Source organism: Streptomyces sp. NPDC048462 (assembly GCF_043200175.1).
In the GTDB taxonomy this organism is placed as follows: domain Bacteria; phylum Actinomycetota; class Actinomycetes; order Streptomycetales; family Streptomycetaceae; genus Streptomyces.
This window is the reverse complement of sequence record NZ_JBICXG010000033.1, coordinates 49,637-69,004: the sequence shown is the minus strand read 5'-3', so window position 1 is coordinate 69,004 and position 19,368 is coordinate 49,637. Positions and strand designations below refer to the sequence as shown.

At 70.9% G+C, this 19,368-nt stretch carries 16 protein-coding genes; 7 read left to right on the top strand and 9 right to left on the bottom strand.

What is annotated here, in order from left to right; translation table 11 throughout:
* Positions 1–103 precede the first annotated feature (103 nt).
* Positions 104–304 carry a DUF397 domain-containing protein gene (locus ACGFU6_RS34560; protein WP_393616529.1) on the bottom strand — a complete coding sequence of 67 codons (201 nt, stop codon included), beginning with the start codon at positions 302–304 and terminating at the stop codon, positions 104–106.
* On the bottom strand, positions 301–1,125 hold the full coding sequence (locus ACGFU6_RS34555; RefSeq protein WP_393616528.1) for a helix-turn-helix domain-containing protein: 825 nt from the start codon (positions 1,123–1,125) through the stop codon (positions 301–303). Before ACGFU6_RS34555 ends, ACGFU6_RS34560 begins: the two co-directional genes overlap by 4 nt.
* 141 nt (positions 1,126–1,266) lie before the next feature.
* On the opposite strand from ACGFU6_RS34555, the gene ACGFU6_RS34550 reads away from it, so the two are divergent.
* Complete coding sequence (locus ACGFU6_RS34550) at positions 1,267–1,578, top strand: hypothetical protein (protein ID WP_393616527.1); 312 nt, start codon at positions 1,267–1,269, stop codon at positions 1,576–1,578.
* A gap of 166 nt (positions 1,579–1,744) precedes the next feature.
* A complete protein-coding gene (locus ACGFU6_RS34545) occupies positions 1,745–2,860 on the top strand; it encodes an ADP-ribosylglycohydrolase family protein (protein ID WP_393616526.1) in 1,116 nt (371 codons plus the stop codon).
* A 162-nt stretch (positions 2,861–3,022) separates the two neighbouring features.
* Here ACGFU6_RS34545 and ACGFU6_RS34540 read toward each other — a convergent pair whose 3' ends face one another.
* On the bottom strand, positions 3,023–4,630 hold the full coding sequence (locus ACGFU6_RS34540; RefSeq protein ID WP_393616525.1) for a sodium:solute symporter family protein: 1,608 nt from the start codon (positions 4,628–4,630) through the stop codon (positions 3,023–3,025).
* Between the two features lie 402 nt (positions 4,631–5,032).
* The gene (locus tag ACGFU6_RS34535) at positions 5,033–5,815 is read right to left on the bottom strand and encodes an SDR family oxidoreductase (RefSeq protein WP_393616524.1); all 783 of its coding nucleotides are present in this window, start codon (positions 5,813–5,815) and stop codon (positions 5,033–5,035) included.
* A gap of 79 nt (positions 5,816–5,894) precedes the next feature.
* Here ACGFU6_RS34535 and ACGFU6_RS34530 point away from each other — a divergent pair, with 79 nt between their 5' ends.
* Positions 5,895–6,788 (top strand): hypothetical protein, encoded by an 894-nt coding sequence (locus ACGFU6_RS34530; protein ID WP_393616523.1) that lies wholly within the window; start codon positions 5,895–5,897, stop codon positions 6,786–6,788.
* 138 nt (positions 6,789–6,926) lie between these two features.
* Here ACGFU6_RS34530 and ACGFU6_RS34525 read toward each other — a convergent pair whose 3' ends face one another.
* From ACGFU6_RS34525 to ACGFU6_RS34515, 3 genes are all read right to left on the bottom strand, one after another.
* Positions 6,927–7,133, bottom strand: coding sequence for a DUF397 domain-containing protein (locus ACGFU6_RS34525; protein ID WP_393616522.1), 207 nt, complete (start codon positions 7,131–7,133; stop codon positions 6,927–6,929).
* 245 nt (positions 7,134–7,378) lie between these two features.
* Positions 7,379–8,248: a helix-turn-helix domain-containing protein gene (locus tag ACGFU6_RS34520; RefSeq protein ID WP_393616521.1), complete on the bottom strand. Its 870-nt coding sequence runs from the start codon at positions 8,246–8,248 to the stop codon at positions 7,379–7,381.
* A 239-nt stretch (positions 8,249–8,487) separates the two neighbouring features.
* Positions 8,488–9,210, bottom strand: a complete 723-nt coding sequence (locus ACGFU6_RS34515) for a GPP34 family phosphoprotein (protein WP_393616520.1) — start codon at positions 9,208–9,210, stop codon at positions 8,488–8,490.
* A gap of 179 nt (positions 9,211–9,389) precedes the next feature.
* Here ACGFU6_RS34515 and ACGFU6_RS34510 point away from each other — a divergent pair, with 179 nt between their 5' ends.
* Positions 9,390–11,984: a hypothetical protein gene (locus tag ACGFU6_RS34510; protein ID WP_393616519.1), complete on the top strand. Its 2,595-nt coding sequence runs from the start codon at positions 9,390–9,392 to the stop codon at positions 11,982–11,984.
* A 242-nt stretch (positions 11,985–12,226) separates the two neighbouring features.
* The gene (locus tag ACGFU6_RS34505; RefSeq protein ID WP_393616518.1) at positions 12,227–14,110 is read left to right on the top strand and encodes an MFS transporter; all 1,884 of its coding nucleotides are present in this window, start codon (positions 12,227–12,229) and stop codon (positions 14,108–14,110) included.
* 201 nt (positions 14,111–14,311) lie between these two features.
* Here the strand turns inward: ACGFU6_RS34505 and ACGFU6_RS34500 are convergent, their stop codons facing one another.
* A complete protein-coding gene (locus ACGFU6_RS34500) occupies positions 14,312–16,981 on the bottom strand; it encodes an FG-GAP-like repeat-containing protein (RefSeq protein WP_393616517.1) in 2,670 nt (889 codons plus the stop codon).
* Between the two features lie 767 nt (positions 16,982–17,748).
* On the opposite strand from ACGFU6_RS34500, the gene ACGFU6_RS34495 reads away from it, so the two are divergent.
* A complete protein-coding gene (locus tag ACGFU6_RS34495; protein WP_393616516.1) occupies positions 17,749–18,282 on the top strand; it encodes a hypothetical protein in 534 nt (177 codons plus the stop codon).
* Positions 18,279–18,650 (top strand): winged helix-turn-helix domain-containing protein, encoded by a 372-nt coding sequence (locus ACGFU6_RS34490; protein ID WP_393616515.1) that lies wholly within the window; start codon positions 18,279–18,281, stop codon positions 18,648–18,650. The genes ACGFU6_RS34495 and ACGFU6_RS34490 overlap by 4 nt, the downstream gene beginning before the upstream one ends.
* On the opposite strand, the gene ACGFU6_RS34485 is transcribed toward ACGFU6_RS34490, so the two are convergent.
* Positions 18,639–19,253 carry a TetR/AcrR family transcriptional regulator gene (locus tag ACGFU6_RS34485; protein ID WP_393616514.1) on the bottom strand — a complete coding sequence of 205 codons (615 nt, stop codon included), beginning with the start codon at positions 19,251–19,253 and terminating at the stop codon, positions 18,639–18,641. The genes ACGFU6_RS34490 and ACGFU6_RS34485 overlap by 12 nt on opposite strands.
* Positions 19,254–19,368: the final 115 nt, after the last annotated feature.

The following is a 19,368-nucleotide window of genomic DNA, read 5'->3' as shown; positions in this document are numbered from 1 at the left end:
GCCGAGCGGAGCCGCCTGGACAGCCGGTGCCGGGCCCGTCGACGGGGCGCCCGACAGGACGGCCCCGCAGCGAACGCGCTGCGGGGCCGTCGTGCGGGCCGCCTCAGCGCCCCGCGGCGAACCCCACGAACGCGGACCAGGCCGCGGGCCCGATGACCAGCGAGGGCCCGGCGGGGGTCTTGCTGTCGCGTACGGGGACGAGGCCGGGGAAGGTGTCCGACACCTCGACGCAGTTGTTGGGGCCGCCGTCGCTGTAGCTCGACTTCCGCCATACCGCGGTGCTGAGGTCAGGCGTACGGCTCATGGTCTGTGCTCCTTCAGGATGCCTCTGATGAATTCTGCGGAGTCCGACGGGGGCAACGCGAGATCCCGGAGGCGATCGTAGAACAGGCGTTGGCGTGTGACCGCCGCCGGATCCTCGATCAGATCACCGCAGTCGTTGCCCTCCGTGAAGGCAACCGCACTCCCGTCCGCCTGCCAGAGCAGCGACAGGGCTCCGGCCATCAGGTGGTGTGCCCCGGCAGAGAACGGAAGGACCTGAAGCACCACGGAGGGCATCTCGCTCATGTCGACCAGATGCACCAACTGCTCGTTCCAGTCGACGGGGTCCGCAACCGGGCGCCGGAGCGCGTACTCGTCCATGATGAAGCGCACATGCGGAGCCGGCTTGCGGTGCAGCAGTTGCTGGCGCCCCATGCGGGCGATGACCTGTTCCTCCACCAACTCGCCATCGGAATTGGTTTCCTGGGACCCGGACAACAGGACGCGGGCCACCTCCTCCGTCTGGAGCAGGCCCGGGACGCCGAGGGTGAACAGGTGCATGATGCGAGCCGTCGGCTCCAGCCGCATGAACTCCTTGTACCGGTCCTTGAAGACCTCCTTGCGCGCCACCTTCCAGAGCTGCACCAGCAGCCCCCCGGAGTCGTAGAACCGGTCCAGGTCCTCCATCACCGCGAGCTTGGAGAGGCGCTGGCTCACCTCAAGGCGGTAGAGGTAGCTCTTGTCGTAGCGGGTCTCCTCGGCGAGCTGCCCGAGCGACCGGCCCGACTTCTCCCGTAAGTAGCGCAGTGCCCGGCCGAGCGCTGCGCGGCCCGACTCCTCGTCCGTGGTGCCGGGTTCGTCCATCTGGCGCCCTCCGTTGTCCCGTGCGCGGGCAAGCGCGCGTCCCTGTCCGAGCGTACGGCGCAGGCGTAATCATCGGGTCACGATCCGTCATCGTCACTCGGTGGTGGGACGACCCGTGCCCCCCGCCCGTCAGGAGCAGTCATGTCTTCCGGCCTTCCTCCCCGTCTCCTTCCGTGGCTCTCCCCGGAGGGCAATCCGTGCTGGCTCAGCACCGACGATCCCGACAGTCGGATGTCGCGGCTGGCCGATGACATGGAGGACGAACAGATCGAGTGCGGCGAGCAGGTGTGGGCCGGTTCGCGGGCCGTGCTGGCGGACCGGGCGGCGGGGGAGCGGGCGGTGCGGTCCGCGCTCGCCCGGACTTCGGAGTCGCTCGGGGACGTACTGCGGATCGCGCACAGCAGGGGGCTCCGGATGGGGCGGGAATCCCCGGAGAATGCCGCGCAAAACTGAACCGAACCGCCACTTCGTACATACTGTTCCGCCCCATTCACCACAGGGTCGTTCGATTACAGTGCTTCGCAGTCACCAAGTGGTTACGGCGCGATCGCACGTGGGCGGAACCCGTCATACGCAGGCGGAACCGGTCGTATCCGGCGGTACGAGGGGGAGGGGCACGGTGAGCACAGGGACCACGGCTGTCTGGGGCCGTGCCGAGCAGCAGGACTTCCGCAGCCGGGTACGTGGCGCGCTGCTCGGCGGCGCCATCGGTGACGCGCTCGGCGCGGGCGTCAGCGGGCTCTCCCTGGAGGAGATCCGCGAGGCGCACGGCGCCGACGCCGTCACCGACTTCGTGCCCGCGCACGGCGGACGCGGCCTCGTCACCTCCGTCACCCAGCTCAACCTGTTCACCGTGGACGGGCTGATCCGCGCCCAGGTCCGCCGCGACATCGGCGCCTGGCACCCGCCCACCGATGTGCACCAGGCGCATCTGCGGTGGGCCGCCACCCAGCACGACTGGGGGCCCGACGAGCGCCGCAAGGACAACGGCTGGCTCGCCGGGCAGGAGTGGCTCTACGCCCGCCGCTCGCCCACCCGGGAGTGCCTCAACGGGCTCGGTGACACCGCCATGGGCACCCTTGACCGGCCCAAGAACCCCGCAGCGCACGACTCGGCCGCGCTCACCCGCTCCGCCCCGTTCGGGCTGCTGGTCGGCTGGGAGCCGCAGCTCGTGCTCCAACTGGCCGTCGAGTGTGCCGCGCAGACCCACGGCCACCCCACCGCCCTGCTCTCCGCGGGCGCCCTCGCCGTGATGGTGCACGGGCTGGCGCGCGGCGAGACGCTGGACGGTTCCGTGCAGCAGGCCCTCGCCCTGCTCGCCGAGCGTCCGGGACACGAGCCCGTCACCGAGGCGCTCCAGCAGGCGCTCGGCACCGTGCGCCAGGGGATACCCGGGCCCGCCCTCATCGAGTCCCTCGGCGCCACGGACTCCGCCGAGGACGTGCTCGCCGTGGCGGTGTACTGCGCGCTGGTGGGTGAGGACGTCCGGCACGGCCTGCGGCTGGCCGTGAACCACGGCGGGCCGTCGTCGGCGACCGGGACCCTGTGCGGGGCGCTGCTCGGCGCGCTGCACGGCGAGACCGCGCTGCCGCCGGCCTGGCTCGCCGAGCTGGAGGGCCGGGCGACGCTGCTCGAACTCGCCGACGACTTCGCGATGGAGATGACCCAGGGCGCCGCCCTGCACAGTCCGGTGGCCGTCGCGGCGGGCTGGCTGGCCCGCTACCCGCGCGGCTGAGGGCCGCAGGGGGCGGACGGAGCGCGAAGGAGGGGTGGGGGGGGGGGGGGGGGGGGGGGGGGGGGGGGGGGGGGGGGGGGGGGCGGGCGGGGGCCCCCCCCCCCCCCCCCCCCCCCCCCCCCCCCCCCCCCCCCCACCCCTCTTCCGTACAACCGCGCGAGGTCAGTCCTTCGCGCCGTTCGCGCCGGGTCCGCCCCGCACGTTCTTCGTCTCCTCGGCGAGCGTCACGTCCTGCGGGCCGCCCTGCGCCGGCACGGTCGCGCCGATACCCGGGCCGTCGCCGTCCGTGTTGATCATCTCGATGACCGCGTCGCGCTCCGGGGTGTCCTCGGGCTTGATGAAGCCGATGACGATGTAGAGCACCAGCGAGATCGCCAGCGGCAGCGCCACCTGGTACTGCAGCGCCACATTCGTCTTCGTCGAACCGTCGAGGTTGTAGTTGGTGAAGAAGAAGGCCAGCAGACCGGCCGCCCAGCTGACCAGTGCCGCCGTCGGTCCCGACTTACGGAACCGGCGCAGCAGACCCAGCATGAACGGGATCGCGATCGGACCCATCAGACCGGCGACCCACTTGATGACGACGGAGATGATGTCCTTGAACGTGGGCGAGTTGATCTGCGTCGCCAGCGCCATCGACAGGCCCAGGAAGCCCAGCGTGGAGAGCCGCGCCGCCAGCAGACCCGCGCGGGCGCTCCAGGTGCGTGCGGCCTTGGAGAAGACCGGGGCGATGTCGCGGGTGAAGACCGCCGCGATGGCGTTGGCGTCCGAGGAGCACATGGCCATCGTGTGCGAGAAGAAGCCGACGACGACCAGGCCCAGCAGCCCGTGCGGCAGCAGCTGCTCGGTCATCAGCGCGTAGCTGTCGGAGGCGTCCGGCTTCTGCGCGTGGACCAGCAGCGGTGCGCACCACATCGGGAAGAACAGGACCGTCGGCCAGACCAGCCACAGGATGGCGGAGAGCCGCGCCGAGCGGGTCGCGGAGGCGGCGGAGTCCGTGGCCATGTAGCGCTGGGCCTGGTTCCACATGCCGCCGTTGTACTCGAAGGTCTTGATGAACAGGTACGCCAGCAGGAAGGTCACGGTGTACGGACCGGCCGTCGGGTCCGTGTGGCCCTCGGGCAGCTTGTCCCAGACCGTCCACAGCGTGCTGAAGCCGTCCAGCTTGCTCATCGCGGTGACCAGCATCGCGACACCGGCGAACAGCTGGATGATGAACTGGCCCAGCTCGGTGAGCGCGTCGGCCCACAGACCGCCGACCGTGCAGTAGACGGCCGTGATGATGCCGGTGATGAAGATGCCCTGGGTCAGGGTGATGCCGGTGAAGACGGAGAGCAGGGTGGCGATGGCGGCCCACTTGGCGCCGACGTCCACGATCTTCAGCAGCAGACCGGACCAGGCGAGCGCCTGCTGGGTCTGGATGTTGTAGCGGTTCTTGAGGTATTCGAGCGGTGAGGCGACGTGCAGCCGTGAGCGCAGCCGGTTGAGCCGGGGCGCGAAGAGCTTGGCGCCGATCCCGATGCCGATGGCGATCGGCAGGGACCACGTCACGAAGGACGTGACGCCGTACTGGTAGGCGATACCGGCGTAGCCGGTGAACATCACCGCGCTGTAGCCGGACATGTGGTGCGAGATGCCGGACAGCCACCACGGCATCTTGCCGCCGGCCGTGAAGAAGTCGCTGACGTTGTCGACACGCTTGTGGGACCAGAGCCCGATCGCGATCATCACGCCGAAGTAGCCGATGAGCACGACCCAGTCGAGACTGTTCATGTGCCCCCTCCTGGGGTCCGCCTTGTGAACGAGTACGCACTTCGTCAGTACGGCCGCTCAGCGGGGCCCCCGTGCGGGAGCGGGGACATCGGGGATTGAACCGTCTGTCCGGGCCCCCGGTCAAGGTCTCCGGCGATCAGGGATGTGAACGCGGATCAGTAAGCCGAACGATTTTACGTGTTCTTGACTCGCGGGGGCGTTGTAGCGAACGTGACGGCGGCCACACCATGAGCAGGCACTTCGTCAGGCTGTGCAGATAACGAGGACACGTCCAGGAACGCCGAAGAACGCAGAGAGACCGCACGGGATGCGGGTCCCGTGCGGCCGAGAAGGAGGAGAACTGGCGCTGCCCGACTTCCTGTTCCCCCTGTTGGCGCGTCGGTATGTCGGCGCGTCGGCGCGTCAGCGCATGAGCTCGCCGGCGTTGACCAGCAGGGACTGCCCGGTGATCGCCCGCGCCCGGTCGGAGGCCAGGAACACCGCGGCCTCCGCGACGTCGCCGTCCGTGGCCAGCTCCGGAAGGGCCATGCGCTTGGCGAGCCTCCCCAGCACCTCGGCCTCGGGCACCCCCTCGGTGTGGGCGGTGAGCTGTACGTAGGCCTGCACCGGCGGCCCCCACATCCAGCCCGGCAGCACCGTGTTCACCCGGATCCGGTGCGGGCCGAACTCCCGGGCCATGGAGTACATCGCGGACGTCAGCGCGCCCTTGGAGGCCGCGTACGCCGCCTGCCGCACCTGGGACGGCGCGGCCACCGCCGACTGCGTGCCGATGACGACGACCGATCCGCCGCGCTCCCTCAGGGCGGGCAGGCAGGCGCGCGTCATCCGCAGGGTGCCGAGCAGATTGACGTCGATGACCGACTTCCAGGTGTCCAGGTCGGCGTCCTCGACGCCGCCGAAGTAGCTGTCCCAGGCGGCGACATGGACCACCGCGTCGATCCGCCCGAACCGCTCGACGGCCAGCGCCGCGAGTGCCTCGCACTGCGCCTCGTCGGTGATGTCGGTGGGCAGATACGCGCTGTGCAGCCCCTCGGGATCGATCTCGGCGGCCGACTTGGCGAGGTTGGCCTCGGTGCGCGCCCCCATGACCGCGTTGCCGCCGTCCCGCACGACGGTGGCCGCGATCCGGTGCCCGAGCCCGGCACCCACTCCGGAAACGATGACGGTCTTCCCCGTGAGCAACATCGGTGCCTCCCGGCCCTGGCAGTTCTTCTGACGGGGCGTCAGAGTAGGTGGCTCCGGCGGAGTACGGAAGGGGAACGGCATGAGCGAGGAAGCACGGGACGAGGCAGTGGACAGGGCGGCGGGCGGGGCGGCGCGGGACAGCGGGACGCGGAGCGACACCTACGCCGAACTGGCCGCGCTGGGACCGTACGGGGTCCGCCCCGGCCACGCGCTGATCACCATGGTGGAGCCGCACCCGGGCCACGAGTACGCGTACAACCGCTGGTACGAGGACGACCACTACTACGCGGGCGCGATGGCGATGCCCTGGATGGCCGCCGGGCGGCGCTGGGTGGCCACCCGGGAGCTCCAGGCGCTGCGGTACCCGGAGAAGTCCGCGATCGCGACACCGGTCGGCGCCGGCTGCTACCTGTCCACGTACTGGGTGACGGAGGGGCGCTACGACGACCACATGAAGTGGACCGTCGGGATCAACAAGCGGCTGAACCGGGACGGCCGGGTCTACCAGGACCGCACCCACGTCTTCACGGCGTTCCAGGACCACGAGGCGACGGTCTACCGGGACGGGGCCGCGGGCCCCCGTGACTTCCACGCCCTCGACCACCCCTACAGCGGGCTCGTCCTGGAGGTGATCGACGCGGAAGGGCCCGAGCAGCGGGCCGAGTTGCTGGAGTGGCTGCGCTCACGGCACCTGCCGAAGCGGCTGAGCGGATCGCCCGCGGCGATGGTGACGGTGTTCCGCCCCACCCCGCTGCCGGGCGACCGGATGACGTACGTGAAACAGGTCGAGGGCGTCGACACCCGGCTGACCCTGCTCTGGTTCCTCCAGCAGGACCCGGGGCAGTGCTGGGACGAACACTTCACCGGACTCGACGCGGCGGTCGCGGAATCGGGACTGGGGCGGGTGGAGCTGGTGGCACCCTTCATCCCGACCGTGCCGGGCACGGACCGGTACGTCGATCAGCTGCGCTGACGCCTGCGGGGCGGCCCGTGGGTGCGCCGCACCGCGGCGGCCTCGCGGTGAGCCCCCTCGGCCAGGACGGCGAACCGGGCGAGAGGGCTACCCGCAGCACCTGGTCGGGTGCTGTGACAAGGCGTGGGAACTCATCGGTCAGGCGTCGAGGGCGCCCTCGACGACATCGCGCACGAACGCGTTCCAGGCGCCGGGGACGAAACCGATCGAAGGGCCCTCGGGCACCTTCGAGTCACGTACGGCAATCTCGCGCACGAGAGGGGACCTGACTTCGACGCAGGCGCCGTTGCCCCCGGAATACGACGACTTCGTCCACTTATCCGTAGCACCCTGACGAATGGCCATGTTCACTCCGGTTCAGAGAGTTGTGTGAGTGGCGCCAACGATGTTCAGCTGGCGTGATCGACGCTACTCGCCAAGCTCCTTGTGTGAAGGGGCCATTCACTCGACCGGATGGCATATACCATGCGGGTCTTCCATTACGAGGCGGCGGCGGTGTACCGTGCCGCCGCCCCACTCGTAACATCGCTTCTTTTCTCTCATTACGGACTTCGTGGGCCGGTTGGCTCAATCGCCCGTTCGGCCTGGATTCACTCCGAGTTCAACCGGGTGTAGCTCTTCGCGATCCCGTCGATGAAAATCCGGGTCTGTTCCACATTCAGGGCCTGCGCCCGCAGGTGCTCGTACATGACGCTGTACCGCTGGACGTCGTTCGCCTTCTCCAGGTAGAGGTCGCTGGTGACTCCCTCGATGTAGACGACGCTGGAATCCGCGGCGTCCGGGAATTCCAGGATGGCGTACTGCCCGTTGATCCCGGGGTGGGCGCCCATCTCGAACGGCAGCACCTGGACGGTCACGTGCGGCAGGTGCGACAGCTCGACCAGACGCTCCAACTGCTCGATCATCACCTGCTTGTCGCCGACCAGCCGGCGCAGCGCCGACTCGTCGATCACCGCCCACATCCGCAGCGGGTGCTCGGGGGCGTTGATCCGGTCCTGGCGGCGCGAGCGGACGCTCACGCGCTTGTCGATATCGGTCTGCGGCGCCTCCGGCAACGCGCCCTTGATCAGGGCCTCGGCGTACTGCCGCGTCTGCAGCAGGCCCGGGATCACCTGGGGTTCGTACACCCGCAGCGATTCGGCGTCCGTCTCCAGGCCGATGTACACGCTGTACGGGATGTCGCCGAAGGCGTGCCACCAGCCCTGCTGGCGGGAGTCCTTGGCCATCTGCATGAGCGAGTCGACGATCCGGAGGTCCTCGACCTCGTACACCCCGCAGAGATCGCGGACATCGCGCTGGCTGATGGAACGGCGGCCGTTCTCCAGGCGGCTGATCTTGGACTGCGATACGAGGAGCCGCTCCGCGACCTCCTCGGCGGTCATGCCCTTGATCTCGCGCAGGCGGCGCAATTCCTGACCCAACCGGCGTCGTCTGACGGTGGGATTGACGTTGGACGGCACGGAAACGGCACCTCCGGCTATGTAGCTGTGCGTATCTACTGCTCAGCAGATTGCCACCCTCGCCCCCGGCCGCGCTGGAAAACGCTCACACGCAGCAGCGCGGGGCAGCCGGTGGTACCGGCTGCCCCGCGCTTGGTGCGGCTCCCGAACCGGGTCTTTGGGGACGACGGTGCGGCGGTATTCGGTTGTTGCGTGATGCGGTGCTGCTGTGCGGGTGCTGCGTCGGCGCTCGTGCCGCCCTAGTGGGCCGCTGTGTGCGCCATGCTGTCGCGACGTGACTGCGACTGGGCTTGCGGTTGCAACGGCACGCCGGCCGCCGGGTTGCGGCGCGGTTGTGCGACCGCCCCGTTCTGGACGTCCATGACGGCGTGCGCCACGAGACCGCCCATCGGGTCGTGTCTGATCAGGTCCCGGAGCCGGGAGCGCGATGAGCGCCCCTCGTTCCCGGGGTACAGGTGCTTGCCGAGTCCGACCGCGTGGGCCAGTGCGGCGAGCGCCGCGGTCCGCGGGTCCGGCGGTACGCCGGTGCGGATCGCGCTGTCCAGCCGGGCCTTGATGTCCCGGCTGATTGCCGTGTCCGTCGCCTGGTAGCGAGTCGTCGGCAGCACTCCGCACATCTGGCCCGCCACGGCATGCACCATGCCGCACCGCTCCAGATGAGCGAGGTAGATCTGGCGAAGCCCCAGCCGGGGTCCGCCTATCCAGTGGACGGCCCGAACCGGGCTGCCGCGTCTGCGCAGCAGTTCCAGTGCGGAGTCCAGAGTCGGATCTCCTGTCGGCCGTGGCATCACCACGGCGATACGATCCCCGTCAGGGGCTATCCGTCCTGCCAGGGCCAGCTCTACTAGCTGTGCTCCGGCGAGGCCGAGGTCGAGCGACTGCGGCTGCGCTGTGGTACCCGTGGTCGGGTCCAGAGCGAGCAACAGAAGCTCCTCCGGAATTGTTCTGCGGCTCCTGCCCATCCATGCCTCCCCGCGTGGATGAGTGACAGGGTGACCCCTCTCACATCTGTCTGTCGAGGGTGCCTGGGTGCTTTGTACTGGAACCAGTAGGTATGTCGTTCTCGTCTAGCAGCCCAGCCGAGGGTTCACACGGGACACTGGTAGATGGTTCGGACAGCGCGGGGATGTCCCCGTGCCGCATGGAGGAGGCATCGGTGGCGGGCGAGTCCCCCGACAAGTCGGAGCAGCAGAAGTCGTCGGGAACGGCTCGGAGCGAGCACGATCCGCGGCTCTCGGTGTTCCGCGAACCCGCCTCACCGGCGGAGTCCGGCGGCAGGACGGACACGGCGACGGCCGTCTTCGGTACGCAGCGGTCCGAGTCGTCGGCCGACGGTGCGCCCGCGGCCGAGCCCGCAGCCGCCGCGGCGGAGACCCCTGAAGGCCCTCAGAGCCCGGTGAAGGCCCCTGGGGCCGCTTCGGACGCCACGGAGGAGCCCGGGGGGCCCGAGGAGCCCGCAGGGCCCGCGGAGGGCGACGAGCCCGCTGGGGCGGCCGGCGCGGCGGAGGCCGACGCGACGGATCCGGCGGAGGCGCCGGAGAGCGCGGCGGCCGAGGCCGGCAGTGACGCGGCCGAGCCCGAGGAGGGCGATGCGCGGCTGCGCGCGGCGGTGGCCGCCTGGGTGTCGACGGACGACGAGGCGCGGGACGGGGACGACGAGGGGGACGCCGGCGGCGAGAAGCCTGCGGCGGAATCCGGGAAGCCGGCCGATGAGTCGGCCGATGAGTCGACCGACGAACCGGCCGGGCGGTCCGACGCGACCGCGGAGAGCGAAGCCAGGGTGCCTCGGACCCGTGAGGAGTCCGACGAGAACGCCGGCTCAGGGACCGACGAGGACTCCGGGCGGGAGCCCGGGGCGAAGTCCGAGGAGAGCTCTGAGCCGAAGCCGAAGCCGGACGTGAACGCGGACACAGACGCGGACACAGACGCGGGCACGAAGCCGGACGGTGATGAGTCCGGCGGGAAGCCCGACACGACGTCCGACACGAAGTCCGACACGAAGTCCGAGCCCGAGCCGGAGCCGGAGCCCGGAGAAGACCCCGGCAGCGACTCGGGCAGCGGCTCCGGTGCGGCGCCCGACGGAGACGTCGACGGACCGGCCGCCGCGAAGACCGGGATCGACCAGGCGACCGCCGTCTTCAAGGCGCCGACGCTGCCTCGCGTCGACCAGCCGACGACGGCGCTGAAGATCACCTCGCCGTCGGCCGGAAAGCAGAAGCCCGGGGCCGGGAACGGGTCCGAGCCCGAGTCAGCCGCCGAGCGGACCAGCAAGTTCGTACCGCTGCGTGCCGACGACGTACGGCCGGCCCCCGCGCCGCGCGCCCCCGAGCCCCCCGCCCCGGCGTCCGGACCGGGCCGGTCCGAGAGCGGGACCGCACCCGCGTGGGCCGCCCAGCTGCCGCCCGACGCGTCACTCAGCGGCGCCGAGCGGACCCGGCAGCAGCCGATGCCGCCCAGGCCGCCGCTCGACCTGCTGGCCGAGCTGACGAACACCCCGCCGCCGCCGGAGACCCCGGCGCGCACCGCGGTGCGGCGGGTCAAGATCTGGACGCCGCTGGTCCTCCTGCTGCTGATCGCGTTTGCAATCGTGCAGATGGTGCGTCCGCTGCCCGATCCCTCGCTCACGCTGTCGGCGAAGCCGACGTACACCTTCGACGGTGCTCAGCCGTCCCTGCCGTGGCCGGACCAGGGCCAGGGCTACATGGCGGCGACCGGCCTCGGCAAGGTCGGCTCGTTCGGCAAGCAGAAGCCGGTGCCGATCGCGAGTGTCGCCAAGGCGATGACCGCGTACCTCGTGCTCAAGGACCACCCGCTGAAGCGCGGCGAGAAGGGTCCGGGCATCCCGGTCGACGCCAAGGCCGAGTCGGACGGCAAGCTCTCCAGCGAGGGCGAGTCCACCCTGGACACGGTGAAGAAGGGCGACGTGCTCTCCGAGCGCGACGCGCTGGCCGCTCTCATGATCCCGTCGGCGAACAACATCGCCCGGCTGCTGGCGCGCTGGGACGCGGGATCGGAGAAGGCGTTCGTCGAGAAGATGAACGCGACCGCGGACGAGCTGGGCATGACGAACACCACCTACACCGACCCCTCCGGGCTCACGGCCTCGACGGTGAGCACCGCCGAGGACCTGGTGAAGCTGGGGGAGAAGCTGGTCGAGTTCCCGGCGCTGATGGACATCACCAAGCTGCCGGAGTGGAAGGACCCGTCGGGCAAGACCTGGCGGAACTACAACACGCTCGTGCCCTACGACAACGCCCTGGGCATCAAGACCGGCTCCACCACCAAGGCGGGCGGCAACCTGCTCTTCGCCGCGCACAAGATGGTCGACGGCACGGACCAGCTCATCGTCGGGGCGGTGCTCGGGCAGTACGACAGCAGCTCGATCATCGACGCGGTGAACGCGGCCAGCAAGAAGGTCATGCTGGCCACGCTGGACCTGCTGGAGGGCGCCAAGATCGTCAAGAAGGGCGATGTCGTCGGCACGGTCGACGACGGTATGGGCGGCACCGTCCCCGTCGTCGCGACCAAGGACGTGAAGGCGGTCGGCTGGTCCGGTCTCACGATCAAGCTCGAGATCACCGACGGCGGCAGGACCATCCCGCACTCGGCGGCAGCCGGTACGCATGTCGGCACGCTCACCGTGGGTGAGGGTGCGAGCCAGGTGCAGGTGGCGGTCGCGCTCCAGAGCGACCTGAAGGAGCCGGCGGCCGGCGAGAAGCTGACCCGGATCGGCTGACCGGTTCCGGCCGGAGCCGACCAGCGGTTCCACCGGCCGGACGGCGGCCGAAAAGGCGGAACACGGGGTGGGTGAGGGGCGCCCGAAACGGCGCCCCTTCCCCGCTCGCGCACGTGTTAGCGTCCCGGAACAACCCAAGGACGCGGGGACGGCGTCTGCACGGGTGAACGGCGAACGGTGCACTGCGCATGAAGCCCGTACGGGGCCCGGTGACGGGGCTCGGGGAGACAGGGAGAGCCGTAGTGACCACCGCGGAGCCGAAGCCCGGCCGCGAGGCGGCCGACAGCAGGGGCGCGAGGGGAAGCGACACCAGCATGCGGACCAGAGTGCCTGCCCCGCGTGTCTCCGAGCCCGATGTCGGCGCACCCGTGCCGACCCGCACCATGAAGTGGCTGCGGCACCCGGTGACCATCGCGACGGCGGCCGCGGCTGTCACGCACGTCCTCTGGTTCTTCTTCTTCGCGAACAGCGGCGGCGACATCGCGGCCCAGGACGCCTGGGCCGAGTTCGTCGGCCGGCACCCCGGTACGGCATACAACCTGGCCTGGTACGGGGGGATGCACCCCGTCTCGTACAGCGTCGTGTCGCCGTACCTGATGTCGGTGCTCGGGGTCCGCACGACGATGATGATCGTCGGTACGGTCTCGGCGGCGCTGACCGCGCTGATCCTGGTCAGGGTGCGGGCGGTCCGCAATCCCATCGCGTGCTCGCTGGCCGGTGTCTTCGCGTACCTGTGCAACGCCCTGTCCGGCCGGGTGACGTTCGGCCTCGGCATGATGTTCGCGCTCGGTGCGGTGGCGGCGGTGTTCTGCTGGCCGTACCTCCGGTGCGAGCACCGGCTCCACCGGAGCAGCTGTCGCTGCGCCCCCCGTAGGCGGTGGGCGAAGGCGGCCGTGGCCGCTCCGCTCGCCGGGCTCGCGACCGCCGGCAGCCCGGTGGCCGGGCTGTTCCTCGGTGTGGTCGCCGCCGCGCTGTTCCTGAACAAACGCCGCCCCGGCGCGTACGCGCTGGGGCTGGCGCCGGTCGTGGTGGTGGCGCTGTCGGCGTGGCTGTTCCCGTTCTCCGGTACGCAGCCGATGTCGATCGCGACGCTGTCCCTGCCGTTCGTCTTCGCGGTCCTGGTCTTCTTCCTCGTACCGCGCGACTGGAAGACGGTACGGACGGCGGCCGCGGTGTACGGCATCGGGACGCTGCTGACGTACGTCGTGGACTCGCAGATCGGCTCGAACGTGTCGCGCATGGCGATGCTGTTCGCCGGTGTGGTGCTGCTGGCCGCGCTGCCGTACGTGGAGCCCCGCTCCCGGCGCTGGTACGCGCTGGTCCTCGTGTTCGCGGGGCTGAACTTCTGGATCGGGTTCAAGGGCGTTGACGACATCGTCAGGACCGCGCCCACGGCGTCCTGGACCCGCGAGCTGGCCCCGCTGGTCAACCAGCTCCAGAAGGTCGGCGCCGAACGCGGCCGCGTCGAGGTGATCCCCCCGAGCAGCCACCGGGAGGCGTCCGCACTGGCCCCGGTGGTGAACCTGGCCCGCGGCTGGAACCGGCAGGCCGACATGGAGCGCAACCCGCTCTTCTACGACGACACCCTCAACTCGGTCAACTACCGGCAGTGGCTCGACCGCTGGGCCGTGCACTACGTGGTGCTGCCGCAGGGCTCTCCCGATTCCAGCGGTGCGCTGCAGGAGACGGAGCTGGTCGGCAAGGGGCTGCCGTACCTGAAGCCGATCTGGTCCGACTCCAGTTGGCGGCTCTACTCGGTGGACAGCCCGGTGCCGCTGGCCGATCCGCCGGCGACGGTGGACGAGGTCGACGCGGGAAAGCTGACCATCCATGTGAAGAAGCCCGGCCGGGTACTGATCCGCATCCCGTACTCGCGCTGGCTCGCCGTGCTCGACGAGGAGGGCCGCAGCGTGCAGCGCCCCCAGGAGACCGAGGAGTCCAAGAAGCGTGAGGACCAGGACATCCCCAAGGACTTCGTCAACACGGACGGCTGCCTGATCAAGCTGGAGGAGGACCAGTACGGCGACGAGTGGACGGAACTGCTCGCCCCGCACGCAGGCGTGTACCGTCTCGGCGCCCCGTACCAGCTGTCGCCGGGCACACCGTGCCCGGACGAACTGCGCTGACGCCCGGGGCCGGTTCCGCGCAGAGGTGCGGGGACCGTCCGGACCGATTCCGGACGATCCCTCCCCTGCGGAGATGACGGAGACGGCGGAGACGCCGCACTGGGTTCGTGTGAGGGGCCGGTGCCCAGCGGCTGTCCGCCGGGCACCCGCCCCTCCGTCACCTGCCCGCGTGGTCAGGGCCTCGGCGTGACGGCCCCCGCATCACGGCGCCAGCGTCTGGCCGAGGTGGGCCGCCGCCGGGGTGCCGAGGTTGGAGCGGCCGTAGTAGACGGTGCTCTTGGCGGAGATTCCCGCGCTGCCGCTGTCCAGCTGGAGGAAGACGCCGTCCCCGGCGTTCTCGCCGTCCGCGCCGATCGCCAGGTCCGCACGGCCGTAGCCGGACAGGTCCTGGAGGAGGACGGAGGAACCCATCCGGTCACCGGACTCCGTGTCACCGGAGACGTCGGCCGTGTCCTGGCTGTAGGTGACCGAGCCGGCACCGGAGATGCCGGTGGAGGTGCCCTTGAAGAGGATCACCGCGCCGGCGTCCACCCGGCTCACACCGGCCCGGGTGATGTCCTCGTTCGGGGATCCGGCCATGACGTCCGCGTACCCGTCGAGGTCGTAGTCGCCGACGGCGACGGAGGCGCCGAGGTCGTCGCCCGTCTCGCCGCCGCCCGGCACATCGGCGGAATCCTGTCCGAGAGTGATCGCGCCGGTCGCGGTGAGGCCGGTCGTCGTGCCCTTGAGCAGGGTGACCGTGCCGCCCTTGGCGGTCGTACCGGACTCGGTCGTGCCCGGCTGGCCGACGACGAGGTCGTCGATGCCGTCGCCGGTGACGTCGCCGGCGGCCAGGGAGCGGCCGCCCTTCGCGGAGAGGATCCCGACGCGCTGCAGCCCGCCGGACGAGCCCTTCAGCCACAGGACACGGGAAACGCCGGTCGGGTCACGGAAGTTGACGGCGGCGTCCGCGTAACCGTCCCGGTTGAAGTCGCCCGTGGCGACGGCCGCGTAGGAGACGGCCGCGGTGTAGGCGGTGGTGTTCAGGTACCCGGACGTGGCCGCGCCGGTGCCGGAGTCGTACGACCACCAGCGGCCGGGCTTGCCGGGCGCGACGGAGAGGATGTCGGACTTGCCGTCCGCGTTGAAGTCACCGGCGGCGACGGAGGTGCCGAGCTTCTCACCGGCGGCGCGGGTCGCGGTCGCGGTTCCGTACGACGTGCCGGTGTTGAGCGCGGGGCCGTACATCACGGAGATCAGGCCCGAGTCGGCGTGGCCGCTGGTGTCGTCCTCGCCGGGTGAGCCGATGACCAGGTCGCCGTATCCGTCCCCGTTGACATCGCCGTACGCGTTCGACGCGCCGAAGAGGTCACCGGACTCGCTGCTGCCGGGGACGCCGGGGCTGTTCTGGTCGATGATCTTCCCGGCCGAGGCGACCGGGCCGTCGTCGCCGCCCGGGACGACCGTGAGCGAACCGGCGCTGCCGCCCGCCTGCGGAGTGCCCGCGACCAGGTCGGTCACGCCGTCACCGTCGAAGTCCGAGCGGGTGAGGGCGTGCGAGACGCCGGGCGAGGCGGCGAGGGTACGGATGAGCGGCAGCTTGCCGTACAGCGCGTCGCCGGGGCACAGCGTGGCGTTGGTGTCGCGGTGGCCGAAGACCCGGGGCAGCGTGATCGAGGTGCCCTCGGGGACCTTGTTGCCGTCCTGGCCGAGCGGCGAACCGGACACCAGGGTCACGTTGGAGCTCGGGCTGATGCCGTACATGCCGAACTTCCAGGCGACGACCCGGGAAATGGCCTCCAGGCCGGCCCGGGTCGGCTTCAGCGTCATCGTGTTGCCGATGTACGAGATGCCCACCGTGTTGGTGTTGAAGCCGACGTCATGGGCGCCGATCACCGGGAGGTCCATGCCGCCGCTGCGGCCCTCGAAGATCTGGCCGCAGCGGTCGACGACGAAGTTGTAGCCGATGTCGTAGTAACCGCGGGCGAAGTGCTCCTGCTGGATGGTGCGCATCCGGGCCATCGACTGGCTGCACGGGACGCCGTTGTCCTGGTCGACGCCGGTGTGATGGATGACGGCGGCCTTGATCTCCTGACCGTATTCGGGCGTGCCGTCGTAGTCCGTGGAGGCACCCCACTGGGCCTGGGTGATGATCGGCGGCTCGACGACGGTCGAGGGCAGCGGATCCGGGACGGTCGGCGACGGGGAGGCCGTCGCCGTCTCGCTGGGCGTGGCCGGCGCCGTCGGGGTCGCGGCGTCGGTGGACGGAGGCGTGGTGGCCGCCGGTGTGGCCGCGTCGGTGACCGGGAGCGACGGGGTCGGCGTGGCGTCCTTCGCGTACGCGACGGGCTTCGGGGTGCCTGTCGGGTCGGTGCCCGGGTCGAGGAGTTTCACGTCCATGCCGGACGGGAGCGCGGATGCGGAGCCGTCGGCGGCAACCACCCGCACCTCGACGCCGTCCGAGGGCCCGGTCCACACCGCGGAGGTGCCGCCGCGGGTGGCCGCGTCCTCGGCCTCTTTGCCGTCGGCGGAGAAGGGGTCGTCGGACAGCGCCTGCCAGTCCGACCACTTACCGGTCTCGACCTGCTTCGAACGTATCTGTGCCGTTCCCCTGAGCTCGGCGGCCGGGTCCGACCAGGTCAGCAGGACGGCGCTGTACTCCTTGGTGTCCTGCTTCGGCAGCCCCTTGCGACCGGCACCCTGACCGGCGAGCTCGACCGTACGCACGGCCGCGGCGCGCCGCTGGTGCTCGCCCGCCGTCCCGTGGCCGGCCGGACCGGCGACCGCGTTGGTCGCTGTTCCCACCCCGCTCAGGACGACGACGCCGACGGTCAGGAGCGCCCGCCTCCGCAGGCCCAGCGGTCTGGACGAATGCCTTCTTCTCGTGCTCAATTCCCCACCCCATTGATTCCGTTCGTGGTCACGTGAGCACCACAGGTCGCCTTGATGGCCCCATGCATCCAGCGTCTGTGAAGCGTGGAGTGTCACACCAAGAGGCTTGACCGGCCCGGCCATTGGGCGCGCCCGCCCGTCACGGGTGGGCAGTTGGACGCGGGCCGGCGAAACGCCCGGCGGGCGGCATGGCGATGACGATCAAGGTCTACGAGGTGGACCGACCCGGGCTCACCCGCGTGTTACGGCCTCAGGCCGAGGTCGTGCCCGTCGGGAGGGTGGACCGCAGCGCGGCATTCCCGGAGTGCGAGTGTCCGCGCCACCGGCCGCCCGGGTGCGACTCCGCGTACCGGCTGTTCCTCGGGCACCCCACCCAGTGCGCCGCCTGCCGAGCCGGGGCCGCGTGCCCCACCTCGGTGAGGCTTGGCCGCGCCTGTCGGGAGGCTCGCCGATGAGCCGGTCGATCATGCGGTTCGCGCAGTGGACGATCGGCGCTCCGCGAGGTGAGGCGCCCCGGCCGGTCCGGCGCATCCGCTGCTGCGGCCCCGGCTGCGAAGAGGAATCCGACCGCAGCCCCTCGCGCCTCGCCCCGGACAGCTGGGCGCTCCGCCATGCCGGCCGGACAGGGCGCACGGAGGCTGCGCTGACGGGGGCGGCGGGCTGGAGCGGCGGGCTGGGATGGTGGCCACTTTCCATGCTGGAAAGTAAATGCCATGATGGCAAGTGTCGGGCCGGTCGTGTGCCCTCGGGAAGGAATCGGTGTGCTCATGTCGTCGCAGGAGAAGTCGTCGCAGGAGAGCGGGTCCGCGCTTTCGGAGAACGGTGGCGGCCGGACGACGGCGTACGCCGAGGGCGCGCTGAAGGGCGTGGAGAGGGCCAGGGAGCGGGCTCGCATCGAGGCCGGGCGGACTCCCGCGTGGTACGGCCCGGCCGTGGCGGTGACTCTGGTGCTGCCGAGCGCGGTGCAGGCCTGGAGCCGGAGCCGGGGTGGCTGGGCGACGCCGTTGGCGCTCCTCGTGTCGCTCCTGGGGCTGGCGGCCGTGTTCGCGCTCGTCCGGGCGGCGAGGCGGACGGCTGGGGTGCGGGTGACGCGTTCCCTGCCCTCGCGTCTGAGCCGGAGCCGGATCGCGCTTCCGGCCGTCCTGGCGGCGGGCCTGGTGGCGGGGGCGTGCTGCTGGGCGGCGGGGGCCGGGGAGGCCGCGACCCGGATCACGGCGTTCGCCGTATGGGGGCTCGGCGTGTGGGGTGTGTGCCTCGTCCGTAACGCGGCGATCGACCGTGCGCTGGGGCGGCTCGCGTGAAGGGTGATCCGCCGGGGCGGGAGCGGGCGGCGCTGGACGAGGCCATTCACCATCCGACCCGGCTGGCCGTGGTCGCCTTCCTCTCCGCGTGCGACGAGGCGGATTTCGCCGCCGTCCGCGACGGCTGCCAGGTGTCCGACTCGGTCCTCAGCAAGACCGCGTCGGCACTGGAGGCCGCCGGCTACCTGGGCATCCGCAAGGGGCACGTGGGCAAGCGCCCCCGGACCTGGCTGTCTCTGACGTCCGCCGGCCAACAGGCCCTGGCCGGGCACATCGCGGCGCTCCAGGAGATCGTTGCCACGGCCAGGACCGCGGCCGCCCGGGAACCCGCCGGCCCGGGCGGGCGGGCGGCGCCCTCACCCGAGTGACGGGCCCCGGAAGATCCTGTCGAGGCAGTGCCGCAGGACGGCGATGGCGGATTCGGCGTCGCGCTGCCGGGTCAGAACGCTGATCCCCAGCCCCGCGGTCATGGCGAGCAGGCCGACGGCCTCCGTCCGTACGTCCACGTCGGGTCCGACGAGACCGGCGTCCTGGGCCCGTGCGAGCAGGCCGGCCACGGCGTCCTCGGCTGAGTCGGGGCTCTGGAGGAACGGCTGCGCGGCGAGCACCTCGTCCGTGACGGCAAGCACGGCGTACGAGGTGTAGACGAGGTGGAAGGCGCGGCTCTCCTCGTCGATGGGCAGCGAGGCCAGCAGCAGGGCCTCGATCGTCGCACGCGGCCCCGGGGTGTCACCGGCGGCCCGGACCCGGGCGGTGACCCGCTCGCCGAACTCCTCGGCCAGCTGCTGGAGCCCGTAGAGCAGCAGCTTCTCCTTGGTCTGGAAGTAGTACTGCACCAGCCGCAATGACACCCCGGCCTCCGCGGCCACGTCCCGCATCCCCACGGCGTGCAGTCCCAGTCTCCCCGCGACCCGGACGAGGGCCCGGCCGATCTCGGTGCGCCGTTCGTCGTGGTCCACGCGCTTTGGCATCGGCCGGATCTCCACCCGTCTGTACGACTCGTCAGCCCTGACCGGGCCTGCGACATGGTACCGCCGTACCACGAAGATGGTACGGTCGTATCATAAAACGAGCTGCTCCAGGAGG